21 protein-coding genes are annotated in these 25,241 nt (G+C 46.1%); 6 read left to right on the top strand and 15 right to left on the bottom strand.

Annotated elements, in window-relative coordinates; all coding sequences use genetic code 11:
* Positions 1-3: 3 nt before the first annotated feature.
* From QFZ80_RS02830 to QFZ80_RS02815, 4 genes are all read right to left on the bottom strand, one after another.
* Entirely contained in the window at positions 4-2,214 is a 2,211-nt protein-coding gene (locus QFZ80_RS02830) for an alpha-galactosidase (protein ID WP_307557140.1), read from the bottom strand.
* A gap of 23 nt (positions 2,215-2,237) precedes the next feature.
* Positions 2,238-3,620: an MATE family efflux transporter gene (locus tag QFZ80_RS02825; protein WP_307557138.1), complete on the bottom strand. Its 1,383-nt coding sequence runs from the start codon at positions 3,618-3,620 to the stop codon at positions 2,238-2,240.
* Positions 3,621-3,633: 13 nt separating this feature from the next.
* A complete protein-coding gene (locus tag QFZ80_RS02820) occupies positions 3,634-5,019 on the bottom strand; it encodes a family 4 glycosyl hydrolase (protein WP_307557136.1) in 1,386 nt (461 codons plus the stop codon).
* Positions 5,020-5,354: 335 nt separating this feature from the next.
* A complete protein-coding gene (locus QFZ80_RS02815; protein WP_307557134.1) occupies positions 5,355-6,659 on the bottom strand; it encodes a sn-glycerol-1-phosphate dehydrogenase in 1,305 nt (434 codons plus the stop codon).
* 120 nt (positions 6,660-6,779) lie between these two features.
* On the opposite strand from QFZ80_RS02815, the gene QFZ80_RS02810 reads away from it, so the two are divergent.
* Entirely contained in the window at positions 6,780-7,526 is a 747-nt protein-coding gene (locus QFZ80_RS02810) for a DUF2161 domain-containing phosphodiesterase (protein ID WP_307549093.1), read from the top strand.
* Here QFZ80_RS02810 and QFZ80_RS02805 read toward each other — a convergent pair.
* From QFZ80_RS02805 to QFZ80_RS02785, 5 genes are all read right to left on the bottom strand, one after another.
* Positions 7,523-8,473, bottom strand: a complete 951-nt coding sequence (locus QFZ80_RS02805; protein ID WP_307549094.1) for an NAD(P)/FAD-dependent oxidoreductase — start codon at positions 8,471-8,473, stop codon at positions 7,523-7,525. The genes QFZ80_RS02810 and QFZ80_RS02805 overlap by 4 nt on opposite strands.
* A 69-nt stretch (positions 8,474-8,542) precedes the next feature.
* Positions 8,543-9,775, bottom strand: coding sequence for an MFS transporter (locus QFZ80_RS02800; protein WP_307557132.1), 1,233 nt, complete (start codon positions 9,773-9,775; stop codon positions 8,543-8,545).
* Positions 9,776-9,876: 101 nt separating this feature from the next.
* Positions 9,877-11,196: an ABC transporter substrate-binding protein gene (locus QFZ80_RS02795; protein ID WP_307549097.1), complete on the bottom strand. Its 1,320-nt coding sequence runs from the start codon at positions 11,194-11,196 to the stop codon at positions 9,877-9,879.
* Between the two features lie 161 nt (positions 11,197-11,357).
* Positions 11,358-12,194 carry a carbohydrate ABC transporter permease gene (locus QFZ80_RS02790; protein ID WP_307549099.1) on the bottom strand — a complete coding sequence of 279 codons (837 nt, stop codon included), beginning with the start codon at positions 12,192-12,194 and terminating at the stop codon, positions 11,358-11,360.
* Positions 12,194-13,078 (bottom strand): carbohydrate ABC transporter permease, encoded by an 885-nt coding sequence (locus QFZ80_RS02785; RefSeq protein WP_307549101.1) that lies wholly within the window; start codon positions 13,076-13,078, stop codon positions 12,194-12,196. Before QFZ80_RS02785 ends, QFZ80_RS02790 begins: the two co-directional genes overlap by 1 nt.
* A 157-nt stretch (positions 13,079-13,235) precedes the next feature.
* Between QFZ80_RS02785 and QFZ80_RS02780 the strand changes: the two genes are divergently transcribed.
* Genes QFZ80_RS02780 through QFZ80_RS02765 form a run of 4 tightly spaced genes read left to right on the top strand, consistent with a single transcriptional unit; the run spans position 13,236 to position 18,241 of the window.
* Positions 13,236-15,056 carry a sensor histidine kinase gene (locus tag QFZ80_RS02780; RefSeq protein WP_307557130.1) on the top strand — a complete coding sequence of 607 codons (1,821 nt, stop codon included), beginning with the start codon at positions 13,236-13,238 and terminating at the stop codon, positions 15,054-15,056.
* Positions 15,053-16,681 (top strand): response regulator, encoded by a 1,629-nt coding sequence (locus QFZ80_RS02775; RefSeq protein WP_307557127.1) that lies wholly within the window; start codon positions 15,053-15,055, stop codon positions 16,679-16,681. Before QFZ80_RS02780 ends, QFZ80_RS02775 begins: the two co-directional genes overlap by 4 nt.
* A gap of 52 nt (positions 16,682-16,733) precedes the next feature.
* Positions 16,734-17,168 carry a hypothetical protein gene (locus QFZ80_RS02770; RefSeq protein ID WP_047677233.1) on the top strand — a complete coding sequence of 145 codons (435 nt, stop codon included), beginning with the start codon at positions 16,734-16,736 and terminating at the stop codon, positions 17,166-17,168.
* Entirely contained in the window at positions 17,168-18,241 is a 1,074-nt protein-coding gene (locus QFZ80_RS02765; RefSeq protein ID WP_307557125.1) for a phosphodiester glycosidase family protein, read from the top strand. The genes QFZ80_RS02770 and QFZ80_RS02765 overlap by 1 nt, the downstream gene beginning before the upstream one ends.
* 327 nt (positions 18,242-18,568) lie before the next feature.
* On the opposite strand, the gene QFZ80_RS02760 is transcribed toward QFZ80_RS02765, so the two are convergent.
* On the bottom strand, positions 18,569-18,823 hold the full coding sequence (locus tag QFZ80_RS02760; RefSeq protein WP_047677456.1) for an AbrB/MazE/SpoVT family DNA-binding domain-containing protein: 255 nt from the start codon (positions 18,821-18,823) through the stop codon (positions 18,569-18,571).
* Positions 18,824-19,006: 183 nt separating this feature from the next.
* Complete coding sequence (gene trmL / locus QFZ80_RS02755; RefSeq protein ID WP_307549107.1) at positions 19,007-19,471, bottom strand: tRNA (uridine(34)/cytosine(34)/5-carboxymethylaminomethyluridine(34)-2'-O)-methyltransferase TrmL; 465 nt, start codon at positions 19,469-19,471, stop codon at positions 19,007-19,009.
* Between the two features lie 143 nt (positions 19,472-19,614).
* On the opposite strand from trmL, the gene QFZ80_RS02750 reads away from it, so the two are divergent.
* Positions 19,615-20,328, top strand: a complete 714-nt coding sequence (locus tag QFZ80_RS02750; protein WP_307549109.1) for a response regulator transcription factor — start codon at positions 19,615-19,617, stop codon at positions 20,326-20,328.
* A 120-nt stretch (positions 20,329-20,448) separates the two neighbouring features.
* On the opposite strand, the gene QFZ80_RS02745 is transcribed toward QFZ80_RS02750, so the two are convergent.
* From QFZ80_RS02745 to QFZ80_RS02730, 4 genes are read right to left on the bottom strand one after another with little or no spacing between them, the layout of a single operon-like run.
* The gene (locus tag QFZ80_RS02745) at positions 20,449-21,084 is read right to left on the bottom strand and encodes an SGNH/GDSL hydrolase family protein (protein WP_307549111.1); all 636 of its coding nucleotides are present in this window, start codon (positions 21,082-21,084) and stop codon (positions 20,449-20,451) included.
* 33 nt (positions 21,085-21,117) lie between these two features.
* Positions 21,118-23,316, bottom strand: coding sequence for a glycosyl hydrolase family 95 catalytic domain-containing protein (locus QFZ80_RS02740; RefSeq protein WP_307557123.1), 2,199 nt, complete (start codon positions 23,314-23,316; stop codon positions 21,118-21,120).
* A 15-nt stretch (positions 23,317-23,331) separates the two neighbouring features.
* Positions 23,332-24,210 carry a carbohydrate ABC transporter permease gene (locus QFZ80_RS02735; RefSeq protein WP_307549114.1) on the bottom strand — a complete coding sequence of 293 codons (879 nt, stop codon included), beginning with the start codon at positions 24,208-24,210 and terminating at the stop codon, positions 23,332-23,334.
* A 16-nt stretch (positions 24,211-24,226) separates the two neighbouring features.
* Entirely contained in the window at positions 24,227-25,183 is a 957-nt protein-coding gene (locus tag QFZ80_RS02730) for an ABC transporter permease (RefSeq protein WP_307549116.1), read from the bottom strand.
* Between the last annotated feature and the right edge of the window lie 58 nt (positions 25,184-25,241).

Genomic DNA, 25,241 nt, shown 5'->3' with positions numbered 1-25,241 from the left:
TTGTCATTCCTCCATTTTCAAGCGGTAAAGGCGGCTTCTGAAATCGCCTTTCCAGATCGGTAATTTAAGCCCCACATGCATGAGCTCATCACCGCCAAAGATTTCCATACCTTCGTCCTGATCTTCCGCATCATGGAGTAAGTAATTGCTCTCTGCCGCTAACCCCTTTAATCGCAGCTTCCTTAGCGGTGCATTCGGCTCAGACAGTACTTGAAAAAAAGCAACCAACGCTTCCTTCTTATCCTCGGAAACAAACATCCAAGCAGCGCTAACGTGTTCAAAAGGGCTGATCAAACGGTAAAATTCGCCGAATTGGATCAGCGGCCGCAATTGTTTATAAAGCGCAACTTGCTTCTTCACGGTTTCCTTTTCCGCTTCCGTAAATGCGGTCAAATCCAGCTCATAGCCGAAGTTACCTGACATCGCCACATTCCCCCGCATATCGAGCGGTGTCGTACGATGCACTTGATGGTTAGGGACTGCGGAAACATGAGCGCCCATCGTGCTAATTGGATAAACGATACTCGTGCCATATTGAATTTTCAGCCGTTCTACCGCATCCGTATTATCGCTCGTCCACGTCTGCGGCATATAGTAGAGCATCCCAGGATCGAACCGACCGCCACCTCCGGAGCAGCTTTCGAACAACACGCTCGGGAATGAGGAGGTTATCCGCTCCATGACTTCATACAGCCCAAGCATATAACGATGAGCCGTCTCGCGCTGCCGCTCTGGCGGAAGCTGGGCGGAACCGATTTCCGTCATATTGCGGTTCATATCCCATTTGACATAGGTAATTGGACTGCTCGCAAGAATATCGGTGATTACCGTTACGATGTAGTCTCTTACATCTTGGCGCGAATAATCGAGAATCAGCTGCTGCCTCGCTTCTGTTCTTCGCCGACCTGGCACGTGCAGGCACCAGTCGGGATGAGACCGATACAGGTCGCTATCCGGGGACACCATTTCAGGCTCGAACCATAGACCAAACTCCAGCTCTTGCTTCATCACTCGGCTTACCAAATCCGGCATGCCTTGTGGCAGCTTGTTACGATCAACAAACCAATCTCCGAGCGAGCTTTTATCGTTGTCACGCTTACCAAACCAACCGTCGTCCAGCACTAGAAGCTCTAATCCGAGCTCCTTGCCGACTCGCGCAAGCTCTTCGATTTTATCTGCGTTGAAATTAAAATAAGTGGCTTCCCAGTTGTTGATGAGAATCGGCCTGTGACGATCGCGGAACTGTCCACGGCATAACCGTGTGCGATACAGCTTGTGATACGTGCGCGACATCCCGCCGATTCCTTCCGCGGAATAGACGAGAACTGCCTCCGGCGTTTGAAAGGTTTGCCCAGGCTCCAAGAGCCAAGAAAAATCAAACGAGTTGATGCCCATCACTACACGGGTCGTTCCGTAAGGATCCACTTCGGCTTGAGCAACAAAGCTGCCGCTATAGACAAGACTGAATCCGTAAGCTTCTCCTTGGTCTTCATCCGCCTGCTTGGAAAGCAGGGCCATAAAGGGGTTGAGCGAATGGCTGCTGGAACCCCGTCGGCTTTCAATGACAGACCCGCCTGTTAGAATGGGGCGTCTTTCGATATGACGCTCACGCGCCCATGTGCCTGATAAATGAAGCATATCAAAATCGCTGTGGGATAGATCGATACCGAAGCTCAATGCTCGAAGCAGCTTGATCGACTGATTACCCACATTTATGAATCGAACAGACCGGGTTATCGCATCCAAATCGCGAAAAACGGTATACGTGAGAATGGCTTTCAAACCAATCATCGCGTCGACCAGCACGATATCGATACTCTCTGCTTCGCTGTCATCCTCCGTATAGGTGGAAGGCAATCCCTCTAGCGGTGTTTTTCCCGCATAAATCCGGTGAGACTCATAGATGAATTCGCTAACCGTCGTTCCGTCTTCCAACTGAACCTGATAGGCCGGAACGCGAAAATCACTGCCTCCGTATGCCGGAAATTCCTGCGACAAGGTGTCCAACGACAGCGTTAGATCATTCGGGTCCGTGGATGGCGAGAATGAGCAGCGACGTCTTATAGCGAGCAATCCTCCCGGATTGGTTCCACGTACCTGGCGTCCCCAATGAACGTGAGCCAAATATTTGGATTTGATTAGCTGCATGATGTAACTCGATGACTTCCCTTGAAGATGGAAAGTTTGCGAATTCGAATCGTACACAATTCCCATAATTCCGCTTCTCCTTTTGTGTATTAAACCTTTAGATGCTTCCATGCCCCGCGTTTAAACCTAAAATAAATCAAATTAGATCTGAGAAATTGATCACAAGCAACAGCACTCCATAATCCGACCATACCCCAATGAAAGACGTAAACAAATAAATAACTAAGTACAACCCTGATTCCCCACACGCCAATGAATGTTGAATATAAGGGATATCGGGTATCACCTGCTCCTCTTAACGCTCCTCCAAGAACAAACTGAGAAATTTGAGAGACCTGGATAAAACCTACGATCCGAAGGGCCCATGCCCCTTCACGGATAATCGTCTCGTCATTCGTATACAGCATAAGGATATGGGGAGCGAGCAAGAAGAAAAGCGCTCCCATAAAACCCGCCACGAACATGCCGTATTTTCTGACCTGCCACACATATCGTTCGGCAAGATCGGGTTTGCTTACGCCAAGAGTTTGCCCAACTAGCGTAGAGGCTGCGATAGCAAAAGCAGCTCCCGGCATAAACGAGATCCCGATAATACTCGTTACAATTTGTGATGCCGCGACGGCAACGGTCCCGAGTCCAGCACAGATTTTCACAAATGTCATAATCCCTAAACGCATAATAAGCTGCTCAAGACTGCTCGGTATCCCTATCTTCAACATGCGTCTGATCATAGCCTTATCCAATCGGCTTATATCCGACCAGCCGATACGGACTGCAAATCTTCCGCTGAACATGACGGCCATAAAGCAAATCATAGCCCCGGTCTGAACCACTAAGGTTGCTATTGCCGCCCCCGTAATACCCATTTGCGGAAAATCGAGGTGACCGTAAATCAACACGAATCCGAGAATAACATTGATGCATCCTGACAGCACGTTGATTTTCATCGGAGTCCGTGTGTCCCCCGCTCCTCGCAGAATTGCGGATAAAGCAGACGAGACAGAGGAGAAGCCAATGGAGAAAAACATTAACTTTGCATATGGCAATCCATATTGAACGACCTCAGCGCTTGCTCCCATCAAACGGAGCATGCTCTCCGCAAAGGTGACTCCAAGAGCAACAATAAGGACAGATAGGACAGTGCCGAGCAGCAGCGACTGCCCTGCGGCCAAATTCGCGTCCCCCATCTTCCCCGCTCCCGTGGAACGGGCGACGATGACCGTTGTACCCGTATTGAGCGCTGCAAAAAGGACGGTCAGTAATAAATAAGGTTGGCTTGTTAAGCCCACAGCTGCCACGGCAATGGCCCCAAGGTGTCCGACCAGGATCATCATCACCATTTGAGTCATATTTATGAGCAGCATTTCCGTCAAAGATGGACCTGCCAGCTTGAAAATCATCCGGCGAACGGCCTTATCATCCTGCGGATCAATCGAGGCGGACTCGCTGAATAACTCTAACCCTGCACTCATGTCTGGCCTGCCATCAGATGTTCCATCCTGGCAAATAAGCTTTCGTATTTTGCAGCATCTGCTCGAATAATACCTCGGCATCGTGGATATCGATATTTACAAGCGGATCGTTCATAAACGCCTTGAATGCTAAGTCTTTGTCCTTTTGGAGCGCAGCCTTCAAAATAAGCTCCTGATTCATCGTATGTTGCAGGACCAGATTACTCACTTCCATCGGAAGCTCTCCCGCATAGACTGGACGCAAACTGTTCGCTGAGAACACAGCATTCGTTTCTACTACCGCTCCCAGAGGAATTCCTTTCATTTGTCCAACATTGGGAACGTTAATATTGGTAACAAATTGTTCAAGCCCGATTAGACCTTTTAACTGTCTAACCTCTTCTTCTCCAGATGCCTTGAGCGGCAGTTTCTCCTCGCCACTAAGCAGTTTACTGTAAAAAAGTTCCGTTGCTGCATGCTTTTCAACTCGGCTTTGTACCGTCGTTAAGCCAAACTTCCATGAGCGAACCGTCTCCGGATCTTTCATGTACCAAGGAGGCATAAATTCCGCCAAGTGGCGATCACCTGCCGCTGCAATGACGCCATAACGCCGAAACAAATCAAACTTCACGCGGTTTGCGGCTGTATATGTATTCGTGACCCAGGCATCTTTGTTGATCTCAAATCCGGATTCAAAGTATGTATCAACAAACTTTCGATACATCGGAATTAAATCCATATTTTGATATGTCGCTTGATCGATCCAAGTAAAATGATTAATGCCCAGCACATTCACTTTGACTTGATCCCGATGCACACCTTCAATACCTTCCATATTGCGCAGCATACGAATCAAAAGGCCTTGCACACCAAAAATTTCATGGCAGCAGCCTAGTGCTTTCATTTTTGGAAACACTTCAAAAAGCGTCCGAGTACAGAGCGTCATTGGATTCGTGTAATTGAATACCCAAGCATCCGGTGAAAAGCGTTCAATCGCTTGTGCTATTTCCACATACATGGGAATGGTGCGCAGAGCTCTGACGAGGCCCCCAGGTCCAGTCGTATCGCCAACGGCTTGATAGATGCCGTATTTTTCCGGTTCATGCACATCGGATTCCATCTCCCGGAATGTACCGGGAAGGATCGAGATAAACACAAAATCGCATCCGCTAAGCGCCTCTTGGAGCGTCGGATACGCCTTGTAAGTCCATCTGGATTTCGTCTCCGCATAATCGGAAACCGAATTACCCAGCTTTTCATTATTTTTGGCCTTACCGTAATCAAGATCGTACAAACGAATGGTGCCTGACAATTGACCATCAAGCGCCAGATCGGCAATCAGATTTTTCGCCCAATACATCGAGCCTCCACCAATATAAGCGATTTGGATATCGCTGACTTTCTCATTAGCAAATTTCATGTAGCCCCTCCTTCGTGTCTTCGAACCGTCTTGCATACGCTACCAGTATAGAAAACAATTCCACATTGCGGGATGGCAAAAATTAAGTCAGGTTGTGGTTTTTTACACTTTTACACGCGAAGGGTGGATATATCCGGAAAGGCTATAGTTCGGCAGGGTAGTATCCAAGTTCTATACTTGCCAATAACAGCACGAGAGTCCATTTCATTGGATTTACTCCAATAGATTTGCAATTTCGTTCTGAGACCCCGATCGGATTACCAGAAGGTTTATAAAAAAAGACTGCCCCTCAGGTAGATCTACTTGAGGGACAGCCTTATATAAAGATAAAGCGTCTATAGCAGACGCTTTAAACGTAGGATCGTGAATCGGTTGCGCACGAAAAGCGCATCCTGCAGAGACGCCTCCACCAGCTCCGGCTCCACTCCGAGCTGCTCCGGTGTCACCGGTCCCTGCACGGCCTCGAGCCAAGCGATGAGCTGCGCTGGGGCAGGGACCGCCCGGACGATGGCTTGCACATCGCCCCACTTCTCCGCGATGCGCGCCTTCAGCGCCTGCGCATCAACAACCGTGCCATTCGCCGGGAAATTTTCGGCGATGACCATCTCGGCCATGTCCCCATAGACCTGCCGGATGCGCCCCGCATCCGTAAGTTCACTGGGGACATGGCCTTGCGCTAACCGCGCAGAGGCCGCGTCGGCCGTGAGCCCCTGCAGCGCCTGATAGCGCTGCGCCATGAGCACGGTCGCGACGCCGACCTTCGCGCCGTGCAGCAGCGCCCGGCGGCGCTGCTGCAGAAGCACCATCTCCCAGTAGTGGGAGAGATGGTGCTCAGCCCCAGAGGCCGGCCGCGAGTGGCCGATCATGAGCATGGAAAGGCCTGATAGGATCAGGCCTTCTATCAACCGGAGCAAGCCGAGATCAGTGCGCTGCGCAATCTCGTCCAAATGAGCCGTGCAGAGCTCCATGGCCTCCAGCGTCAACCGAGCGCTCAGCTCGCAATAGTGCTCGCCGAGGAGCACACGGCCAAGCGACCAGTCGGCCAGCGACGTGTGCTTGCCGAGCATATCGCCGAGGCCGGCCGCGATCATCGCCTGCGGCGCTTTCGCCAGCACCGCGAGGTCGGCGAAGATCGCCTCCGGCGCGCAGGCCGGGATCGTCTGCTTGAAGCCGCGGATGATAAGCGGCGCGCCCACTGACGCGAAGCCGTCCACCGACGGTGCCGTCGGCACAGACAAGAACGGCCGCTTCGTGCGATGCGCCACGAAGCGCACGATGTCGTGCACGGTGCCCGCGCCCACGGCCAGCAGAACCTTCGATGAAAGCGGCGTGTCCAGCATCACCTGGACAATCGCTTCTTCATCGGCCGACACTTCCCCCATCGCGTTCTCACGAATCACGCTGATGCTCACCTTCACCTGCGCGGCTTCCAGCAGATCGCGCAGCTTCTCTCCAGCCGCTTGATACGTCCTCCCGTCCGCGACAAGCGTCACTTCCTCGTAGCCGGCTTCTTTCACATACCCGGCTACCTGCTTAAGCGCATCCCGTTCTATAACAATCCGCTGAATCGGCACTTCGTGCCGCAAACCGCAAATGCAATCTATACGCTTTCCTAGCCAGGCATCTAAAATTTCACTCATCTCTACCATCTCCCAACATGTACGTACAAGTGATTCTTCCCCTATTCTAGCAAAAGCTATGCTATAATGGAACACATTCTGGCTGCAATTATTGTAACTAGAGAGGAGATCATTAACCTCATGCCTATCCAAACAGAAACGGAGCTTTACGCCCCGATTAAACAATATTTCGAGCAGCGAGGATACACTGTTCGCGCCGAGGTTAAGCATTGCGACTTAGTTGCCATTCGCGGTGATGAGCCGCCTATCGTTGTCGAATTGAAAAAAAGCTTCAATATCCCGCTCCTCGTACAAGGCATCGATCGTCTGCGGCTGACGGATCAGGTTTATGTCGCTTTCGAGCTTCCCAATAAAGGACGAGCTCCGCATCGACTGCAATGGGAAGAGATTCGACGTTTATGCCGCATGCTTGGCCTAGGGGTACTGACCGTTCAATTTTTCAAACGCAAACAGCCCGCAGTGGATCTCGTCTGCGAGCCTACTCCCTATCAATTACGCCCGAATAAGCGGGCTGCCTTGAAAGTCGTAAATGAATTTCATGAACGCAGTGGGGACTACAACGTTGGAGGCAGCTCAAAACAGAAGCTCATGACTGCCTATCGCGAAAAATCGCTGCATTGCGCATACTTGCTGCAACAGCATGGACCCCTCAGCCCGCGTCTTCTGCGTGATTTTACTTCCAACAAAGCCGTAAGCTCCCTGCTTCAAAAAAACTACTACCGCTGGTTCGTACGCCAAAGCCGTGGCATTTATCATATCACCCCACTTGGGGAGCAAGCGTTAGCGGAGTATGCCCATGTATTAGCTGCTTTTCCTAGGGCGGAGACGTCCGACTCGTCTACTATCCTATCTACTTTAAACCCTTAAGAGCGAACAACAACGCGATGTATGTTCGCCTCTTCCTTCAACATCAGCAGTGCTTTGTTCATCCAAATCGCCGCCTGCGCCCCTTCGCCCATGGCAATCGTCACTTGCTCCGCATGAACACCCACGTCCCCAGCTGCCCAGACGAATGGCACACTCGTCATTTTACTGCGGGGATCCGTTACAATGTGGCGATTCTCCATTCGCTCTGCGCCTAACTGCCTGGCCAAATCCGATTTCACTTCATTCCCACCGAAGGCTATAAACCCGCGCTCCGCACCGATTCGCTCCCCATTTGCCAAAACAACACCGCGAAATAACCCATTCGTTTCAGCCATCACCTCTTGAATATCTTCCGCTACATAGGTGATTCTCTTTTCCTTCAGCTTTGCTAATAGCTCGCTCTTCACAGCTTTCTGCTCATGATTCACATAGGTCAGCTTGTCCGTACGCGTACTAAGCGTCAGGGCCATTCCCGCTCCAGAATCACCAGATCCCATCACAATGGTCTGTTTGTTCTTAATCTCATAGCCATCGCAATCTGGACAGACGTAAATAGTCAGACCTAGACAGCTTTTCAGATTGGGCAGCTCGGGAATACGGTCCAGAAGTCCTGTAGCCAAAAGTAAAGTTGGGGCTTCATATCCCTTACCCGACTTCCCCCATAGCTCAAATCCATCCCCAGGTTTACCTTTGTTTACAGCTTGAACAACTTCATCTTTAGCGAAAGTTACACCCAGCTTCTCTGCTTGAAGCCTCCCTAATCGGCGAAGCTCTTCGCCCGATACACCATCTGGCCACCCCAAAAGATTATGATAGCTTTTACAAAGAGTAGACCGACCATAACCGGCATCTATCACAAGCACACGATACTCATATCTCCCTAATTGAATTGCCGCTTGAAGTCCAGCAATACCTCCGCCAACAATCATGCTGTCATACTGTTCCATAACCGCACGTCCTCTTCTCCTGTCATCTACTTCCTAGGATATCCGAGTTAACACGCTTTCATGCTCATCTCATTGATTCTTAATCGACCATACAAGGGCAATTTGTGACATGGCTGCTATCATTAAGATCCATGGAATCCAGCCCCCATCCAAATCACTGCCAAATGAGATTAGACAGGTAATTGAAATCACACGTCCAACATTTAAGAAAAATTCCCGAACAACGACACTTTCTACTTTCAATTGGCCTTTAAGCGGCAGCTTCGCAATGAGGCCATAGTAATAGCCTGTCATTGTATTCCCTTGTAGCGGGGCGAAAATAGAGTGCAAAATCATGAAACTTACAACGGTCCATACATTAACATTCCCTAATAGAAAAGATACACCAATGAGGTAGCCGAGTGTTGATATGGCTAAATAAAGACGAGCTTTACTAGCGTTTGCGTATTTAGATATAAAAATGCCCATTACGATCGAAAGACTTGAGTATAATACACCTAGGTAGCCTACAATATCTTCACGCGGCATCACTTTGAAAAGTAGAATATTCGGTAAGAAAAGCATCGTCCCTTGGAGCAAACCCATTCCCAAAAATCCAAACAACGCTTTCAACCAGTCACGTTCTTTCTTCATAATAAGACCAGTAAACTTCAAATAATAAACTCTATGATGTCCACCTGCAGCTTTAATTTTCAATGAAATCAGCGCCGCTAGTAAGAACATACAGAACGCAATGGAGAAGACGATCGTATAACCGCTAAGTCCTTCTTTTAAACGGATAATAAAACCGGCAAGTGCCGGCCCCGCTAAGGTTGCTGCTGTGAAAAAAATCATATTAAATGCAAGATATCGAATCCGGTTCTGTTCGTTAGATACATCATACATCAGAGTTAAATAACCCACCCAATAAAAAGCACCTGCAAGTCCATTAAAAATGGCAAATAGTATATAATATTCGACCAGTGTCTCTTGGGCTAGAATGACGCTCAAATAAAAAAGACCTATGAGCATGATACCTAGACGATACGATACCATTCGGTCTTTCTTCTTAATCATGAGACCGCCAAGTGCAAAACCAATCGGTGTTAAGATGAAAACGATCATGCTGTATGTACCATTTACTACGACACTATGCGTTAACCGCCATAAGTATAAGTTTAAGAATACGCCCGACATGGAAGCGCCAAACTGAAAAATAGAATGAATAATTAATGAAATTACGGCCTCACGAGACAATTGCTTCTCACGCGGAAGTGAATTTCCTCTGCTATGCAGCCAAGACCTGATTCTTATTATCATCATAGACCTCCAGTCTCCTTTATTGTAACAGCCTATTCCCTTTCTGTTAAACAGCAAAAAGCCTCAGCATTGGCGCTGAGGCTTTATTACCACCCATTATTGAGTTACTTCTTAAGGCTATCCCATGTTTTCTGGAATTCCTCAAGCATTTGATCCTTCGTATACTTCTTCGCTACATAACCTTGCATAATATCGCCGAATTTTTTACTGGAAGCTTCGCCGCCCGGGAATTTAAACCAGTTCCAGCTAAGTGTTTTTCCAGCTTTGCTGTAAGCGATAATGTCAGCTGCCAAAGGTCCTAGAACTTTCTCATCAGCAGGAATGGATTTGAATGCTGGAATGAATTTGAACTCTTCCGTAATGTATTTCTTACCTACATCAGAGCTTACCATCCAGTTCAAGAATTTCTTCGCTTCGTCTTTCACAGCAGAGTTTTTGTTGATAACCCAGTTGTTTGGTACACCAACGAACAATTTATCATTCGCTGCAGCGTCATCGCTGATCGGCATTGGCAAGAAGCCAATTTTGATGTTCGGGTTCGTTTTCGTGATTTGGACTTGTGTCCAGTTACCTTGTTGGGTCATTGCCGCTTTACCAGTAGCAAAATCAGTTACTTGCGTATTGTAATCCGTTTGAAGCGGATTTTTGTTACCATATTTCAATTGTAGATCAAATAGTTTTACCCATTGGTTAAATACTTCGTTACCCGGAATTTTAGCAGTTCCTTTGTTCAAACCGTCGATGAAAGCATTTGGATCCTTCTGGTAAGCAAACGGAAGGTTTACGAAGTGGTTACCTAGAACCCACCACTCGCCATAGCCAGTTTCAAAAGGTGTAATTCCTTTTGCTTGAAGCTTCTTAGCTGCATCTTCCAATTGTGTGAGTGTTTTTGGCAATTCGGTAATGCCGGCTTGTGTAAACAAGTCTTTATTGTATTGGAAACCATAACCTTCAAGGTTAAGCGGTTGTCCATATAGTTTACCGTTTTTCGTCATTGGCTCTTTAGCCACGTCTACAAGATCATTGACCCATGGTTGATCGGAAAGATCTTCCAGGTTTTCGATCCATTTGTCAAGATCCGTGAAACCACCGTTGTTGAAAATATCCGGTTTGTCGCCGGAGTTGAACTTCGCAAGCAATGCAGCGCCGTAGTCAGCTCCGCCGCCTACAGTGTCTACTTGAATTTTAACGTTAGGATTTAGCTTTTGGTATTCTGCAATCATTTTTCCTAGTTGATCAGCAATTTCCACCTTGAATTGGAACATTTTAATCGTAACTTGTTTACCGCCTGCAGCAGGTGTTGCTGTTGCTGCTCCACCCGTCGTTGCAGGTGGAGTTGGCGCTGTTTCTTTCTTCGCGCAGCCAACGGCAACTAAAGATAGTGAAAGTACAGCCGCCATACTGATCATTGTTAATTTTTTCATTTAGGTAAAGCCTCCCTTTTAAGTTTCAATCAGCTTACCCTGATAACGTTTCGGTTGCTCGTCATCAGCTTACATGGTTTATTGTAAACACTTACTTAAACCCTTAACACAGAGGATATTGAACATAAAGGTGGAAGATTTTGAACTTATTTGTAAAACTGTTAACCTTTTACCGACCCTGCCGTAATGCCTTCTACAATATGTTTCTGCATAGCCAAGAAGAAAATAACGATCGGCAGGACGCCAAGTGTTAGACCAGCCAAGGCTAAATCCCATTGCTTCGTATATTGACCAAAGAAAGAAAACGTTGCTAAAGGTATTGTTCTCAGCTCAGGACTATTTAACACGAGTGAAGGAAGCAAATAATCATTCCATATCCATAAACTGTTTAAGATAATGACTGTTGTAGACATCGGCTTTAACAGCGGGAAAACAATTCGCCAAAATACCCCGTACGGCGAGCAGCCATCCACTGTCGCTGACTCTTCAATCTCAAGCGGAATGGATTTAATAAAACCATGAAACAAGAAAACGTTCAGTGAAACACCGAATCCAAAGTAACAAATAATCAATCCGAACTTACTATCCATAAGTCCAACCTGACTTGCAACACGCACAAGCGGAATCATGATGGATTGAAACGGAATAACCATGGCAGCAACGAAGGCTATAAAAACAAGATTATTGAATTTACTTGATTTGCGCACCATTCGATAAGCGGCCATGGAACTAATCAATACAAGCCCCACATTACTGAGCACTGTAATAATTAAAGAGTTCATAAACGCACTTGGGAACTTCATGATTTTCCATACTTTCGTATAGTTATCAAGATATAAGCTTGACGGAAGCTTCGCTGTGCTGGCCGCCAGCTCCGGAAATGTCTTAAGGGAGTTGACGATGACAAAGTAGAAAGGGACTAGAAATAAGAGACCAATCAAAATGCCAAGCACCTCGAGTGTGAATAATCGTCCAGAGTATTTTTTGACAGATTCCATTACACTTCAACCTCCTTGCGTTTCGTATACATGACTTGGATGGTCGAAATAATGGCCACTACAACGAAGAATACTAACGCTTTTGCTGTACCTAAACCATAGTTGTTATTCCGGAATGCTTCTTGATAAATATTAATGGAAACTGATTCTGTTGAGTTGAACGGTCCACCTTTGGTCAAGGAGAAGTTCAAGTCAAACATCTTGAAGTTCCATGAAATGGTGAGGAACAAACATACGGTAACAGCCGGCATGATGAGTGGAATGATAATGTTCTTAAGCACTTGTAAACGTGAAGCACCATCAATATAAGCCGCTTCAACCATATCTTTGGGCACATTCGAAAGCGCCGCAATATAAATGATCATTAAGTAGCCGGAGCCTTGCCAAATACTAACGATGGCGATCGCCCAAAAAGCTGTTGGAGCATCACCTAACCAAGGTAATTGAAAAAAACTTAGATTCGTTAATTCGCCTAACGTCCCGAACCCTTTGACGAAAATAAACTGCCAAATGAAACCAAGCAGTAATCCCCCAATAACGTTCGGCATGAAGAAAATAGTACGCAGTACATTTCTGGTTTTCAGTGCCTGTGTGAGCAAGAGTGCCAAAAGAAACCCGACAAGATTCGTGAGAATGACATCCGTCACGGTTATTCTTGTTGTAAACCAGAATGCGTTGCGATAGTCTGTGTCGTGAAACAGAAGGTGCTTGAAATTGTCTAGACCGTTGAATTTCACGGTTGTTGTCACACCATTCCACTCAGTAAATGAATAATAAATACTCATGAGAAAAGGAATGACAACAATGAGTGCGAAAAAGATCAACGCTGGTCCGATAAACACCCATTGTTGTATATATCCTGCTAACCCTTTGCTCTCTTTCATGGGAATTTCCCCCTTACGATTATATAACTATACCTTAAGTATAAAGCCCTTGTTCTTGGCAAAACACAGATTATCGTGATGCATTAGGTGGAATTTGTTGACCTCTCCTGCTACAATGTAGGGTGAAAAGTCTAAAAAGAAACCGAGTTGATGTACCTTGTTTCGTCATAGTATACGCAATAAATTAATCCTTTTTCTGCTCATTGCGACCTTAGTTCCATTCACTACATCCATTGTTGTTTCTTATATATTCACCAAGGAGAAAGTCACAGAAGACACAATTACGAATAATTCGGCCCTGTTATCTCAAGCAAAAATGAATTTGTTGAACTACTTAAATGGTGTTGTCCAGGCATCCACTACGATTTATACAGGTCAGTATTCATCTGTTGGTTATCTTTACGATATTCTGCAAACCGAGCGAGAAATCGACTACATGAGTGATAAGGTTATCAAAAGCGGACTGCAGGTCATGTCCCACTCGGTTAAAGAGATCAAACAAATTTATCTTTACGCCTCCGTTAGCGACCGTTCTTATTTAGCGAGCAGCGACATTCAAGGAAGCATGATCGGTAAATATGAATCTCTTCGGCAGTTCCCCGAGAACAAAACCGTTTATTTTGAAACCACTCATGAAAGCCATAATTACAATATTGCACTTAATGTGTATTCTGCTCCAACCCCTGTCCTATCTATGCATCGTAAAATTATGTACTCTCCAAGTAACATCTCGATTGGTGAGCTGATCATTGATCTTCAGCTGAATCTAGTCTCTGAAATATCTCAAAGCTTATTCACCCATGACCAAGAAGAACTTTATATCCTGGATGATAAGGGGTTCATCGTGTTCGGTCCTGATGTTTCTAAATGGGGACAACCTCTTGAAGCAAGCTGGGGGAATGAGGCGATTTATAGTGATCTCCAAAAAGGTTCCTATGAATGGAAAAACGGCGCTTATGCGGGGATAAATATTTATGAAAAAATGAAAACTGACTATGTTAACTGGACGATCGTGAAGCGGCTTCCCTATGAGCAATTAACGAAAAGTGCCCGACAGTTAACTTTAATTAATTCTTTGATCCTTACTTTGTTTATGTTGATTGTCATTGCCGGAACCATTTATATCAGCATTAAATTTACAGAGCCTATCAAACAATTAATTCGTTATATCACACGCATACAGGCGGGACAAGTTCAGTTAGGCCAATTGAATGCCGATATCGAGCTCACTCGAACGGATGAAATGGGTATTCTCGCCAATCGATTCCATGGCCTGATGCAAGATTTAAATCAAATGGTCATGCGCGAATACCGTTTAGAGCTTGCAAACAAATCGAATCAGCTCATGGCACTCCAAGCCCAGATCAATCCGCATTTTCTGAATAACGCACTGCAATCTATTGGTACATTAGCTTTACAGCACGAGGCTCCAAAGATTTACGCCTTAATTTCGTATCTGGCTAAAATGATGCATTACAGTATGAACACCAACGAATCGGTTGTTCCTTTGCGTAAGGAAATTGAGCATATTAAAGCTTATCTCGAGCTGCAAAAACAGCGATTCGAGCATCAATTTGAAATCATTTACGACATCGAAGAAAGCACAAAAGCAATCTCTGTACCCAAGATGATCCTTCAACCGCTTGTGGAAAATTATTTTAAGCATGGTTTTAAACCAAGTGAAACCACAGGCTTATTACGCATTCAGGCAACGATGCCTACAGATCGTGAGGATGAATATTTAAAGCTCATTATTGAGGATAATGGGATTGGTATAACGGAGGAGCGGTTGCGCGAGGTAAAAACCCTGCTGATTACCCCTTCCATAACCGATGCAGCTTATATTGGACTTAGTAATGTGCTAACCCGAGTACAGCTCTATTTTACCGATGATGCAACTCTTGATATTGAACATGTACAACCACAAGGTCTTAGGATTGTCATTCACATTCCTATGAAAAGGGAGCAAACGGAATGAAAGTATTACTTGTCGATGATGAAAAGCATGTGCGCGACGCCATCCGTCTGCTAGTCAACTGGAAACAGTATGGCATAGTAACCATTCTGGAGGCCCAAGATGGTGAATCGGCCATTGATATGGTGAGCACCCATCTTCCTGAGATTATCATGACGGATATGATGATGCCCATTATGAATGGCGTAAAATTGCTCGAGTGGCTGCATACGCATGCTCCTGACTCGAAGACGATCGTCATTAGCGGCCATGACGACTTCTCTCTGCTTCGCCATACGTTAAAGTATGGGGGAACAGACTATATATTGAAGCCCATTGATCCCGAGCAGTTAAATGAAGCGTTAGATAAAGCCATTCAAGCTTGGAATAAAGATGAGGAGCTTCGTCATACCAATCGAGAGCTGAATATCGAAATGAACCAAATTAAGCCCATGTACTGGGATAAGCTGCTATCGAACTTAATTGCCGAACCTTCCGCTTATGATCAAGCGGCTGAGCAGCTAGAGAAAGAGCTTCATTTATCTCGGACAACGCGAGAATGTCGTGTCGCTATTTTATCTTTAGATACGATGGAACGCAGTGTGAAGAACAAATTCAGTCATAATCTGGATTTACTGCTCTTCTCGCTGATTAACATATGTAATGAATTCCTCGTTAACGATCAGCGCGGTTATGCATTCCGCCATTGGAACAGCGATAACGAAATTGTATTGCTTTTATGGAAGGATCAATCTGGCTCTGAGGCATTTCTAGCTAAAATCAATGAGGGTATACGCACCGCGCTTCATACCCGCGTTGACTTCGGTATCGGAAGCTCTCGCTCCTTCCCCACAGATCTGGCTTTATCCTATCAGGAAGCCCGTGATGCCCTTAAACAGCGAAACCTCAAATCCAAGGAAACATGGATTCATAGTACATCGAAGACAGCTAAAACGGTTCAGCCTACGCTTAATTTCAGCAAGTATGAGGAACGGATTCAACTCGCTATTCGCAGTGGCAGCCTTGACCAAATTCAAGAAACGGTTCAAGAATGGATGGACGCCGTCAAACTGAGCGAAGCCATTACACTCGAACAGCTCGACCATTGGTGGCGGGAGTACAGGGTGATGAAGCGCCGTTGGGTGCAGCAATTTTTCTCTAACATTAGTGAAGATCAGGTCAAACAGCTGCTCCTTGATGAGCCTTCCAGTTTGATTGTTCCGCTGGATGAGCATGGGATCCTTTCCCTCTCACTGTGGCAGCAGGAACTCACTCGGAGTATTGTTCACCTGTCGAAGCTGCTCCTCGAGAGTCAACAGAAGGACAAAAGCGTTATTTTTGAAATCGCCGAGTTCCTTGAGAAGCACTATCACGAAGATGTCTCGCTTCAGGATATCGCTAATCGATTCTACCTCAGCCGCGAGTACATTTCACGGAAATTCAAACAAGAGTTCGAGGTAAACCTTTCTGACTATTTAGGTCAAATTCGCATGAGTAAAGCAAAGGTCTTGCTGCGCAATCCACATCTTCGGATTTCACAAGTAGCGGAAATGGTCGGTTACCAGGACGAGAAATATTTCAGCAAAGTTTTCAAAAAACTAGAGGGACTCACCCCAAATGAATATCGAAAAACAGCGAATTCTATCTAAAATTCTGTAAAAAATATGGAATATGTTATACTAGTAAACAGAGGTGATTTTCATGAACATGCCCATCGAGACTACGACTGCGAATTCTTTCCCTCGCGCTGCTTCGAAGGCTACCAAGGTAAGAAAGAAAACGTACGTCTACTTATTTGTGGGTTGGGTCATGCTGATCGCAATCGGAGTGGCAGCAGCTATGATGTACACCGAGCATTTGAGGCAAAAAATTGCAACCGATATCGCACAGCAAACCCAGCAACAACTGCAAGTGGTTCAACAAGACTATCAGAAGCAAGTTACCCAATTGAAAGATAGCGTTACGACAGATATGAAAGCTCTACAGACCAAGGTAGATTCACTGAATGAATTGCTGGCTTTCACGAAGGACAGCGCTAACAGCAAAACCGATAATAGCAACCAGCTTTATACGCAGCTTGCCGACGTAAAGAAGAAGTTGGAAGAACTGCAAAAGAATCTGGATGTGCTAAAGTAATGAACGTAAATAGCATTCAACAAATCAACCGCGTCCTTCTACTTGCAAGCGCCCCGTTTCTGGGGATGCTGATTTGGCTGCTATTCGTTACGGCGATTGTCCCAATCAACCCGTTGGTACATAAAGTGTCTACGCCGATCTCTTTTCATCAAGAAACGGTCACGCTCGATAACTTGCTGACCAAAGCGAATGCCGATGCTGTGCAAACCAAATCCACCATTCAGCAATATTTCGAACTTTATGAGAAAAGCGCTGCGGAAGTAGCGGCCATGCTCCAGAACGCTGCAGCACAAGCAGCCAAACCGGGCATTATCTATGATGCACGGATAACGGCCAAGCTCGGCAGCCCAATCAGACAAGCTTCTTCCGGGAATATTGACTTGAAACTATTCGCTTTGAATGAAAGCAACTATAAAGGTTATGCGCTTAAAGTAAACCTTAAGAGCGATAAGGCCATTAAGCTTGTACTTGGCAAGGATAAAATCGGCTCCAGTGAAACAACGCTAGATGCCGTCACACGTTATGGGGCTATCGCCGGTGTGAACGCAGGAGGCTTCGCCGATGACAACAAAGGCAAACGTTATCCGCTGGATACAACCATGATGAATGGGAAGTATGTGAATGGCTTCTTTCCTACCAACAACGATACGACCTTCATTGGCTTGAATAAAGACCGCAAGCTCATTGGCGGTAAGTTCATCTCTCAGTCTGAGCTTGATAAGTTAAATCCACTCATGGGATCTACCTTCGTCCCGGTTCTCCTGAAGAATGGTAACAGGACGTCGATTCCCTATCAGTGGCAAAGTTCTCCGGCAAGAGCAGCGCGGACCATCATGGCTAACTACAAGCACGACCAGCTGTTGTTTATTGTGACCGACGGCTACGATGAGAGCGGTAATTCGGGAGCAACTCTTGCTGAGCTGCAGGACAAAATGCAGCAATTAGGCATTGTCGATGCGTATAACTTGGATGGGGGCGGCTCTACCACTTTAGTCATGGGAGGCAGCGTCATTAATCGCCCATCGGATGGGAAGCTTAGACCGCTGGCCACCAACTTTCTATTTTTTAAATAACCGAAATTATTCACACTTTATTCGTTTCTTTTTTTAGAATGGTTGGGTATAATAAGCCTTAACTATGCTCGAAGATCCCAAAGCAGAGAGACTTTTAGCACGTTAAAAGATCCCAAAGCAGAGAGACTTTGAGCACGCTCAAAGGTCCCTATATATGGAGGTGCAGCAATGTTTGGTTTATCAACAACATTTTGGCTCGTTAACACCGTTTTTGTATTATTCATCGTCGCTATGTTGACGTCTTCCTATAACGATGACAAAACAAAAGGTCTATAGAAATACAAAAAAAGCATCTGCTTCTCCTTAGGAGAAACGATGCTTTTTCTTTTATGCTCTTACCTTTAGCAAGTTCATTTCAGTTACACATACGCCGCAAATATAGCGCTCTTTGAATTCACTTACACTTTCCATACTTCCGCAAAATACACATTTTGGACGATATCTCTCCAGTATGATATGGTCACCCTGCACCAAAATTTCGACAGGATCTCCCTCATTCATTTGATATCGCTTTCTTAGCGATTTAGGCAGTACAATACGTCCCAATTGATCGACTTTACGCACGACTCCGGCTGGCTTCATCATAGGACTTCACCTCTCTTCCGCTCACGTTTTCCATGCTCTCTACTTCATCTAGCATATCTATACGGACTGATACGGAATACTATTCGCCGTCATTTAAGAAACTCCTGCTAATAACATGCTGAAACTTTCTTTTCCTGTCAAATATGTCGGCTCAGCCCTAATATTGATAGGCCTTAAGTTCTAATCAAGACCGACGAAACCGATCTGCCGCAAGCCCTCATACAGCATGATTGCTGCCGAATTCGATAAATTTAGCGATCTGACCGCATCTGACATTGGCAACCGCAGTAATGTTTCGGGATGCTGAGCTAACAGATCCTCAGGAAGTCCTTTGGTTTCTTTGCCAAATACAAAAAAATCTCCGTCCTGAAATGTAAAATCTGTGTAACGTTTAGTTGCCTTCGTTGTTGCAAAGAAAAAACGATGTTCTTTGTAAGCCTCTAGCACCTCATCAAATGAGTCATGATACTCTAGCTTAACCGAGTGCCAATAGTCTAATCCAGCGCGTTTTAACGTCTTGTCATCCGTCTGAAATCCAAGCGGTCTAACCAAATGGAGATACGTGCCTGTAGCTGCGCACGTCCTGGAAATGTTACCTGTGTTTGCAGGAATTTCGGGTTCTACTAATACAATATGAAATGCCATCTCTGTCAAATTCACCTCAATCTCTATCCTATTATAAGCGAATGCGGAATGCAATTTTACACAGGGTTAACTTTATCTTAATATCTCGATGATAGAGCGCTGTCATAATAGAGTTATCCTCGATAAAAGGAGTCCACCCATCGATGAAAAAGAAAATCCTAGTTGTTGATGACGAACCTTCCATTTCCATGCTTATAGAGTTCAACTTGAAGCTTGTAGGCTTTGATGTCCATTGCGTGTTTGACGGCGAAGCTGTCTTCGATGCCATCCAAACGTTTCGCCCCGATCTCATCGTTCTCGACTTAATGCTGCCGAAGATGGACGGGTTCCAAGTGTGCCGCAAGCTTAGAAACCAGAATAACCTCGTACCTATTATTATGCTTACAGCTATGCAAGATCTCACGGATAAAATTGCCGGCTTGGATAACGGCGCTGACGATTATATGACCAAACCCTTTTCACCGCAGGAGCTCATTTCTCGTATACAGGCCATACATCGACGAATCCAAACCTTACCGTCCTCGACAGAAAATGCGCCCATCACGATTGGCCAAATCGCTATTAAAGCCGATCAACGCGAAGTCATGGTGAATGGCTCCCCGATTGAACTTACACCTAAGGAATTCGAGCTGCTGCTCTTCCTGTGTAAGCATCGCGGCAAAGTCCTTAGCAGGCAGCAGCTTCTCCATGGGGTGTGGGACTATCACTTCCTTGGAGATACCCGCATCGTCGATGTGCATATCTCTCATCTGAGGGATAAAATTGAGAACAATGCACGCAATCCGGAATATATTATGACCATCAGGAACGTTGGCTATAAGCTAACGGCGCCTGTCGTGAAGGAATCGCTGGCTTAATTGCCTCTTCGCCTTTCCCCTTCCGCATTCGGCGGAGCACCAATACGAAAAAGCCCCTGACAACTCCAACTCAGGGGCTTTTCTCTATGTACAATGAACGCATATATATAAGGCCATCACTTATATTGCCGCCCCGACCGCCTTAATCCAAGCTTTGGCTATAAGCGCATGTCCTGCCGGTGACGGGTGCACGCCGTCTGGCGCCCAGAAGCTGGAGGGTGCGAGCATCGAAGCCTGTGCGAATATACCATCAAGCGGAACCAAAAGGGCACCAAATTCCCGTGCTAATTCCCGCACGACATTAATTTTGGGATCGAGATCCTCACGCCATAGTTTCCTGTCTTCCGGCACTGGCAGCACGAATGGCTCGATCATAATAAGCTTGGCCCCAAGCTCCTCTTTCGTGCGGACAAGCAGTTCCCGGTAACCTTCTTCGAATTGTTCCACAGATGTAGGATCGTTCCGGTCATATCGTCTCCAGCAATCGTTAATACCGATATAGATCGATACCCAGCTCGGCCCCAGTTCGATACAATCCTGTTCCCAACGAGAACGAAGATCTTTCACTCGATTCCCGCTAATCCCCCGATTCAGAAATGTAACCTGTTGTTCAGGATAAGATGAACCGAACAATGCTGAAGTCATCAGCGCATATCCTTTGCCCAAATCAGAGGGATTTTCCCTAACCCTTCCGGCATCCGTAATACTGTCACCTTGAAATAATACGATGTCTCCTTGCTTGAATGGCACTCCCATTTTGCACATCCTCCTACTTTGAATTTTCACCTGTTAAAATCCGTAAAGACGCCAAGGCTTATGTCCGCCGAAATAGCGGGCAACCTTCCGCGGTGATTCTACGGGAACGATTCGCCAGTCAGACACCTCATCACCTCGGGAAAGGATCGCTTCATCCCCCTGGCTCAAATCCAATACGATCTCGTCCTCACCCGACTTTACATAAACGGTGTGCTCAGCAGCTTTGGTTCCGGTTATCGTCCAGCAAACTACACCGTTCCAGCCTGTCTTGATGATACACGGCTCCCCAGCCAAACTTTTCACTCGAATCATTTGGGTTTCACCGTCACGACGTACAGCGCTAATTAAAAATGCTCCTTCGGTTCGCAAATTTTCGAAAGACACATCTTGCCACTCGCCCGGCACAGCTGGGAATACCCGTATCTTGCCTCCCCAGCTTTGAAGCAGCATGTCGTGTATCGCTTCTGCACCGGCAAATGGCGTTTCGATAACAGGTCCTGCTTCTTTATACATTGTATTCGGTTTAATCATCAACATCAACGTTTGCAAATAACGCAAGGCCTCATCTCCTGAGCCGAGAATAGCAGCTATTGAAGCCGCCCCAGTTAGGCTGAACCCGCGCAAGTCGCCTTCCTTCCCGATCCAATGACGAAGCGAGGTTGTGATCAGCTTCCGATCCTCTTCCTTATCGCAACCGATCAAATGGAGTGGAAAAATCGCAAGCAGATGGCTGAAATGTCGGTGACCGTATGCTAAAGGCGTGTCTTGTCCAATCATAAATCCCGTCTCATCTACAGGTAACGGAGTCAGCCTTTCCAGAACTTCCTTCCATTTCCCGGTAAGCGGATCTTCCACCGTTAACCGCTGGCATATTTCCAAAAGGGTTTGGCAGCCCCAGCGCAATAAAGCAAGATCGTAATGAGAATCGCGTACCTTCGTTTTCATAAAAGAGCCATATTCAGGTGAAATGGTAGGCGGAAGATGCAGACTACCGTCATCGCCTTCTTCAAGAATGTGAAGATAATAATTTACACTTCTACGTAAAAGAGGAAATAAGATGGTGCTTAGCATCTCATCATCCATGCTGTACCGATACTGCCGCCACACATTATGGCAAATCCAATTCAAATTCCCTACTTCATCATCTACCTCAGCCAGCAAATCATAGCTGCAGCTGCGACCAAGTCCTGAGGAATCATGCCTGCAGGACTCCGGCACGTTGTTTATTAGATTTTCTCTGTTTTCATCTAAAGCGCGAACCAGCGACATCCCGATGTCCAATCGATTCGCGGTATAGACCGGTGAATAACTCATTTGCACATTCATATTAAACCAAACGCCCGGCCATGGCGTTGAAGTAAGCCACGGACCTTGATTATCGATCAAGGGCTGATCCGCACGTGTGGCTGAAGCCAACTTATACATTTGTATCCAATAGAAGCTTTGGAGCCGCCCATCCGGAACCGAGATGAAGCTTAGCCGATAATAGTTGTGCCACCACCGACGGTGAACGCCTATCCATGCATCGAAATCACCGCTAGAGGCTTGAACAACCGCATCCAGCGCTTTACCAATTGCAGCTTCTTTATGACCTTTAATAACGGAAATGAAGCAAACTCGGCGATTCGGCGACACTTGGACTTCCTTCCAGGCAGTTACACAGCCATCCTCGCCTGAATAACGCTGAATATTAAGGTTCACGCCATCTCTAACCGTTTTTTCCACATCAGTTGCAGGTATATATTGATTTAAATTAAAGCCATCCGCATTTTTCAGTACGTGATCAACTTCCGGATAGGCGTACCACGCAAACTGCGCAGCCCTTTCCCCTTCTGATCTCTCGATCTCGATCGCCATGACCGGTTCTTCGCTATGAACAATGGAACGAAGCTTTACCTCGCCCCGGGTCGTCGTCAAAATAGCACGAAGCTCTGCGTTCCATAAGTCCACCCGCATACTCGTCGGGTGATAAATCATGCCTTCCATCTCAAGGTCAAGCTCACCAATGGGTACGCGTGGAGGAAATCCGGGTTTATCAGTCCGGCTTGCTGTAACATCAGTACGTCCCGTGACAAAACGGAGCACGTGCCGTTTTTTCGCATTTTCCTCCCCATATACCATAGCGCCGATCGAACCATTACCAATGAAAGCCCCTTCATCCCAACTGACAGGCTTCACGACCCATTCCATATCATTGTCGGCCATAAAATGTTCCCATTCTATGTCATTCATTGCAAGCACCCTCCCCTATCCTTTAATCGCTCCAATCAGAGCGCCTTTGACGAAATATTTTTGGAGAAACGGATAAACAAGCAGAATCGGTACCGTTGCCACAATAATGGTCGCGTACTTTAACGTAACCGAGAGCATTGCTGAGGCGCCATCCGAGGCCCCTAAGTTTGAGCTTGCTTCCCCTTGGAGTAAAACTTCGCGCAGCACGAGCTGCAGCGGATAGAGCGACCGGTCCTGCAAGAAAATCATCGCATTGAACCAAGAATTCCAATGACTGACGCCATAATACAATAACATAACGGCAATAACCGGCATGGAAAGCGGCAAAATGATCCGAAACAAAATGACAAAGTCATTCGCGCCATCTATTTTAGCCGACTCCTCCAAGGCATCAGGAATCGCTTCGAACGCCGTTTTCATCAGAATGAGATTAAAGGTGTTAATCGCTTGAGGAATAATGAGCGCCCATAGTGAATCGACCAATCCTACTCCTTTAACCGTCAAGTAGAGAGGAATCAAACCACCGCTGAAAAACATGGTAAACACGATAAACAGCAGAAGCGGTTTACGGTAGGCCAAGCTTTTCCTTGATAACGCATAGGCCCCGAAAGCTGTAAGCACGATATTGAAAAACAGACCCACCAGCACAACAAAAAACGTATTCCCGTATCCTTTCAGGATCATGGGGTTTCGAAACACATTCGTGTAAGCATCCAGTGAAAATCCGAGCGGCCGCCATAAAATGCCTTTGTGCCCCATCAGAGCTCCAGCGTCACTAATGGAGGCAAAAGCCACATAAACAATAGGATATATCGTAATGATCATCAAAAAGGTCAAGAAGATCACGTTGATGGAATCGAAGCTTTTTTCTGAAAATGTGGTCCGGTTCAGCATAAATATGCCCTCCTCTCTACCATAAGCTAGTATCATTAAATTTCCGACTTAACCAGTTGGAACAAATCAGCAGAATAAAATTGATCACCGAGTTGAACAAGCCAACTGCTGAGCTAAAGCTATAATTGAAATCTTGTAAACCAACCCGGTACACGTAAGAAGATATCACATCCGCGGTTTCATAAGTGCCTGGATTATAAAGCAAAATGATCTTTTCGAACCCGATGTTCATCATTCTTCCGACCTCCAAAATGAGCAGAATGATGATCGTCGGCATTAAGCCGGGAAGCGTCACATTCGTCATTTGCTTCCACCTGCCTGCGCCGTCTATTTTAGCAGCTTCATATTGCTCCTGATCAATACCGGTCAAAGCCGCCAGAAAGATGATCGTACCCCAACCGATATGCTGCCACACACCCGACGTTACATAGACGGAACGGAAAAAGCTCGGTTCAAGTAAAAATGTCGTTCGTTCCCCGCCGAAAAAGACAATGATGTCATTCATTACGCCATCGCTGACGGTGAAATCCTTGATGATGCCGCAGATGACAACTAGTGAAATGAAATGAGGCATATACGTAATAGTCTGCACCGTGCGTTTAAATAAGGCATGTCTCACTTCATTGAGAAGTAGCGCTAGTACGATCGGTGCCGGAAATCCGAACAAGAGCTGATAGAAGCTGATAAGTATTGTGTTTTTTATTGTCCTCCAGAAATAAGGTCCGGTAAAGAATGCTTGAAAATGTTCAAAGCCTACCCAATCACTCCCCCAAATGCCAAGGCGTGGAGAAAAATCCTTAAAGGCAATAATAGCACCATACATCGGTCCATAATGGAAGATCACATAATAAAGCAGCACGGGACAGAGCATCACATATAGCAGTTTATTTTTACGGATATCGATCAATATCCCTAGTCGGGATCTCTTTTTCGGTATGAAGGGCATAACCGTTTCAGGACTGATTGTGTTCATTTCTCTGCTCCCTCTCTATCCTTGGGCTACTTCCTTGCAGGTGAATACGAACCGCTTT

The sequence above is a fragment of the Paenibacillus sp. V4I7 genome (assembly GCF_030817275.1).
Classification (GTDB): Bacteria; Bacillota; Bacilli; order Paenibacillales; family NBRC-103111; genus Paenibacillus_E.
Note: the sequence above shows the minus strand (reverse complement) of the source record. Positions and strands in the feature narration are given on the sequence as shown.

Excerpts from the sequence above, each read along its gene's own strand:
- QFZ80_RS02785 (WP_307549101.1), bottom strand. The coding sequence starts at position 13,078 with ATGAAAGAGAGCAAAGGGTTAGCAGGATATATACAACAATGGGTGTTT.
- QFZ80_RS02770 (WP_047677233.1), top strand. The coding sequence starts at position 16,734 with ATGAACATGCCCATCGAGACTACGACTGCGAATTCTTTCCCTCGCGCT.
- trmL (WP_307549107.1), bottom strand. The coding sequence starts at position 19,471 with ATGGCATTTCATATTGTATTAGTAGAACCCGAAATTCCTGCAAACACA.
- QFZ80_RS02825 (WP_307557138.1), bottom strand. The coding sequence starts at position 3,620 with ATGAGTGCAGGGTTAGAGTTATTCAGCGAGTCCGCCTCGATTGATCCG.
- QFZ80_RS02830 (WP_307557140.1), bottom strand. The coding sequence starts at position 2,214 with ATGGGAATTGTGTACGATTCGAATTCGCAAACTTTCCATCTTCAAGGG.
- QFZ80_RS02815 (WP_307557134.1), bottom strand. The coding sequence starts at position 6,659 with ATGAGTGAAATTTTAGATGCCTGGCTAGGAAAGCGTATAGATTGCATT.
- QFZ80_RS02765 (WP_307557125.1), top strand. The coding sequence starts at position 17,168 with ATGAACGTAAATAGCATTCAACAAATCAACCGCGTCCTTCTACTTGCA.
- QFZ80_RS02760 (WP_047677456.1), bottom strand. The coding sequence starts at position 18,823 with ATGAAGCCAGCCGGAGTCGTGCGTAAAGTCGATCAATTGGGACGTATT.
- QFZ80_RS02735 (WP_307549114.1), bottom strand. The coding sequence starts at position 24,210 with ATGCTGAACCGGACCACATTTTCAGAAAAAAGCTTCGATTCCATCAAC.
- QFZ80_RS02805 (WP_307549094.1), bottom strand. The coding sequence starts at position 8,473 with ATGGAACAGTATGACAGCATGATTGTTGGCGGAGGTATTGCTGGACTT.
- QFZ80_RS02745 (WP_307549111.1), bottom strand. The coding sequence starts at position 21,084 with ATGGGAGTGCCATTCAAGCAAGGAGACATCGTATTATTTCAAGGTGAC.
- QFZ80_RS02730 (WP_307549116.1), bottom strand. The coding sequence starts at position 25,183 with ATGAACACAATCAGTCCTGAAACGGTTATGCCCTTCATACCGAAAAAG.
- QFZ80_RS02795 (WP_307549097.1), bottom strand. The coding sequence starts at position 11,196 with ATGAAAAAATTAACAATGATCAGTATGGCGGCTGTACTTTCACTATCT.
- QFZ80_RS02775 (WP_307557127.1), top strand. The coding sequence starts at position 15,053 with ATGAAAGTATTACTTGTCGATGATGAAAAGCATGTGCGCGACGCCATC.
- QFZ80_RS02750 (WP_307549109.1), top strand. The coding sequence starts at position 19,615 with ATGAAAAAGAAAATCCTAGTTGTTGATGACGAACCTTCCATTTCCATG.
- QFZ80_RS02820 (WP_307557136.1), bottom strand. The coding sequence starts at position 5,019 with ATGAAATTTGCTAATGAGAAAGTCAGCGATATCCAAATCGCTTATATT.
- QFZ80_RS02810 (WP_307549093.1), top strand. The coding sequence starts at position 6,780 with ATGCCTATCCAAACAGAAACGGAGCTTTACGCCCCGATTAAACAATAT.
- QFZ80_RS02800 (WP_307557132.1), bottom strand. The coding sequence starts at position 9,775 with ATGATGATAATAAGAATCAGGTCTTGGCTGCATAGCAGAGGAAATTCA.
- QFZ80_RS02790 (WP_307549099.1), bottom strand. The coding sequence starts at position 12,194 with ATGGAATCTGTCAAAAAATACTCTGGACGATTATTCACACTCGAGGTG.
- QFZ80_RS02740 (WP_307557123.1), bottom strand. The coding sequence starts at position 23,316 with ATGAATGACATAGAATGGGAACATTTTATGGCCGACAATGATATGGAA.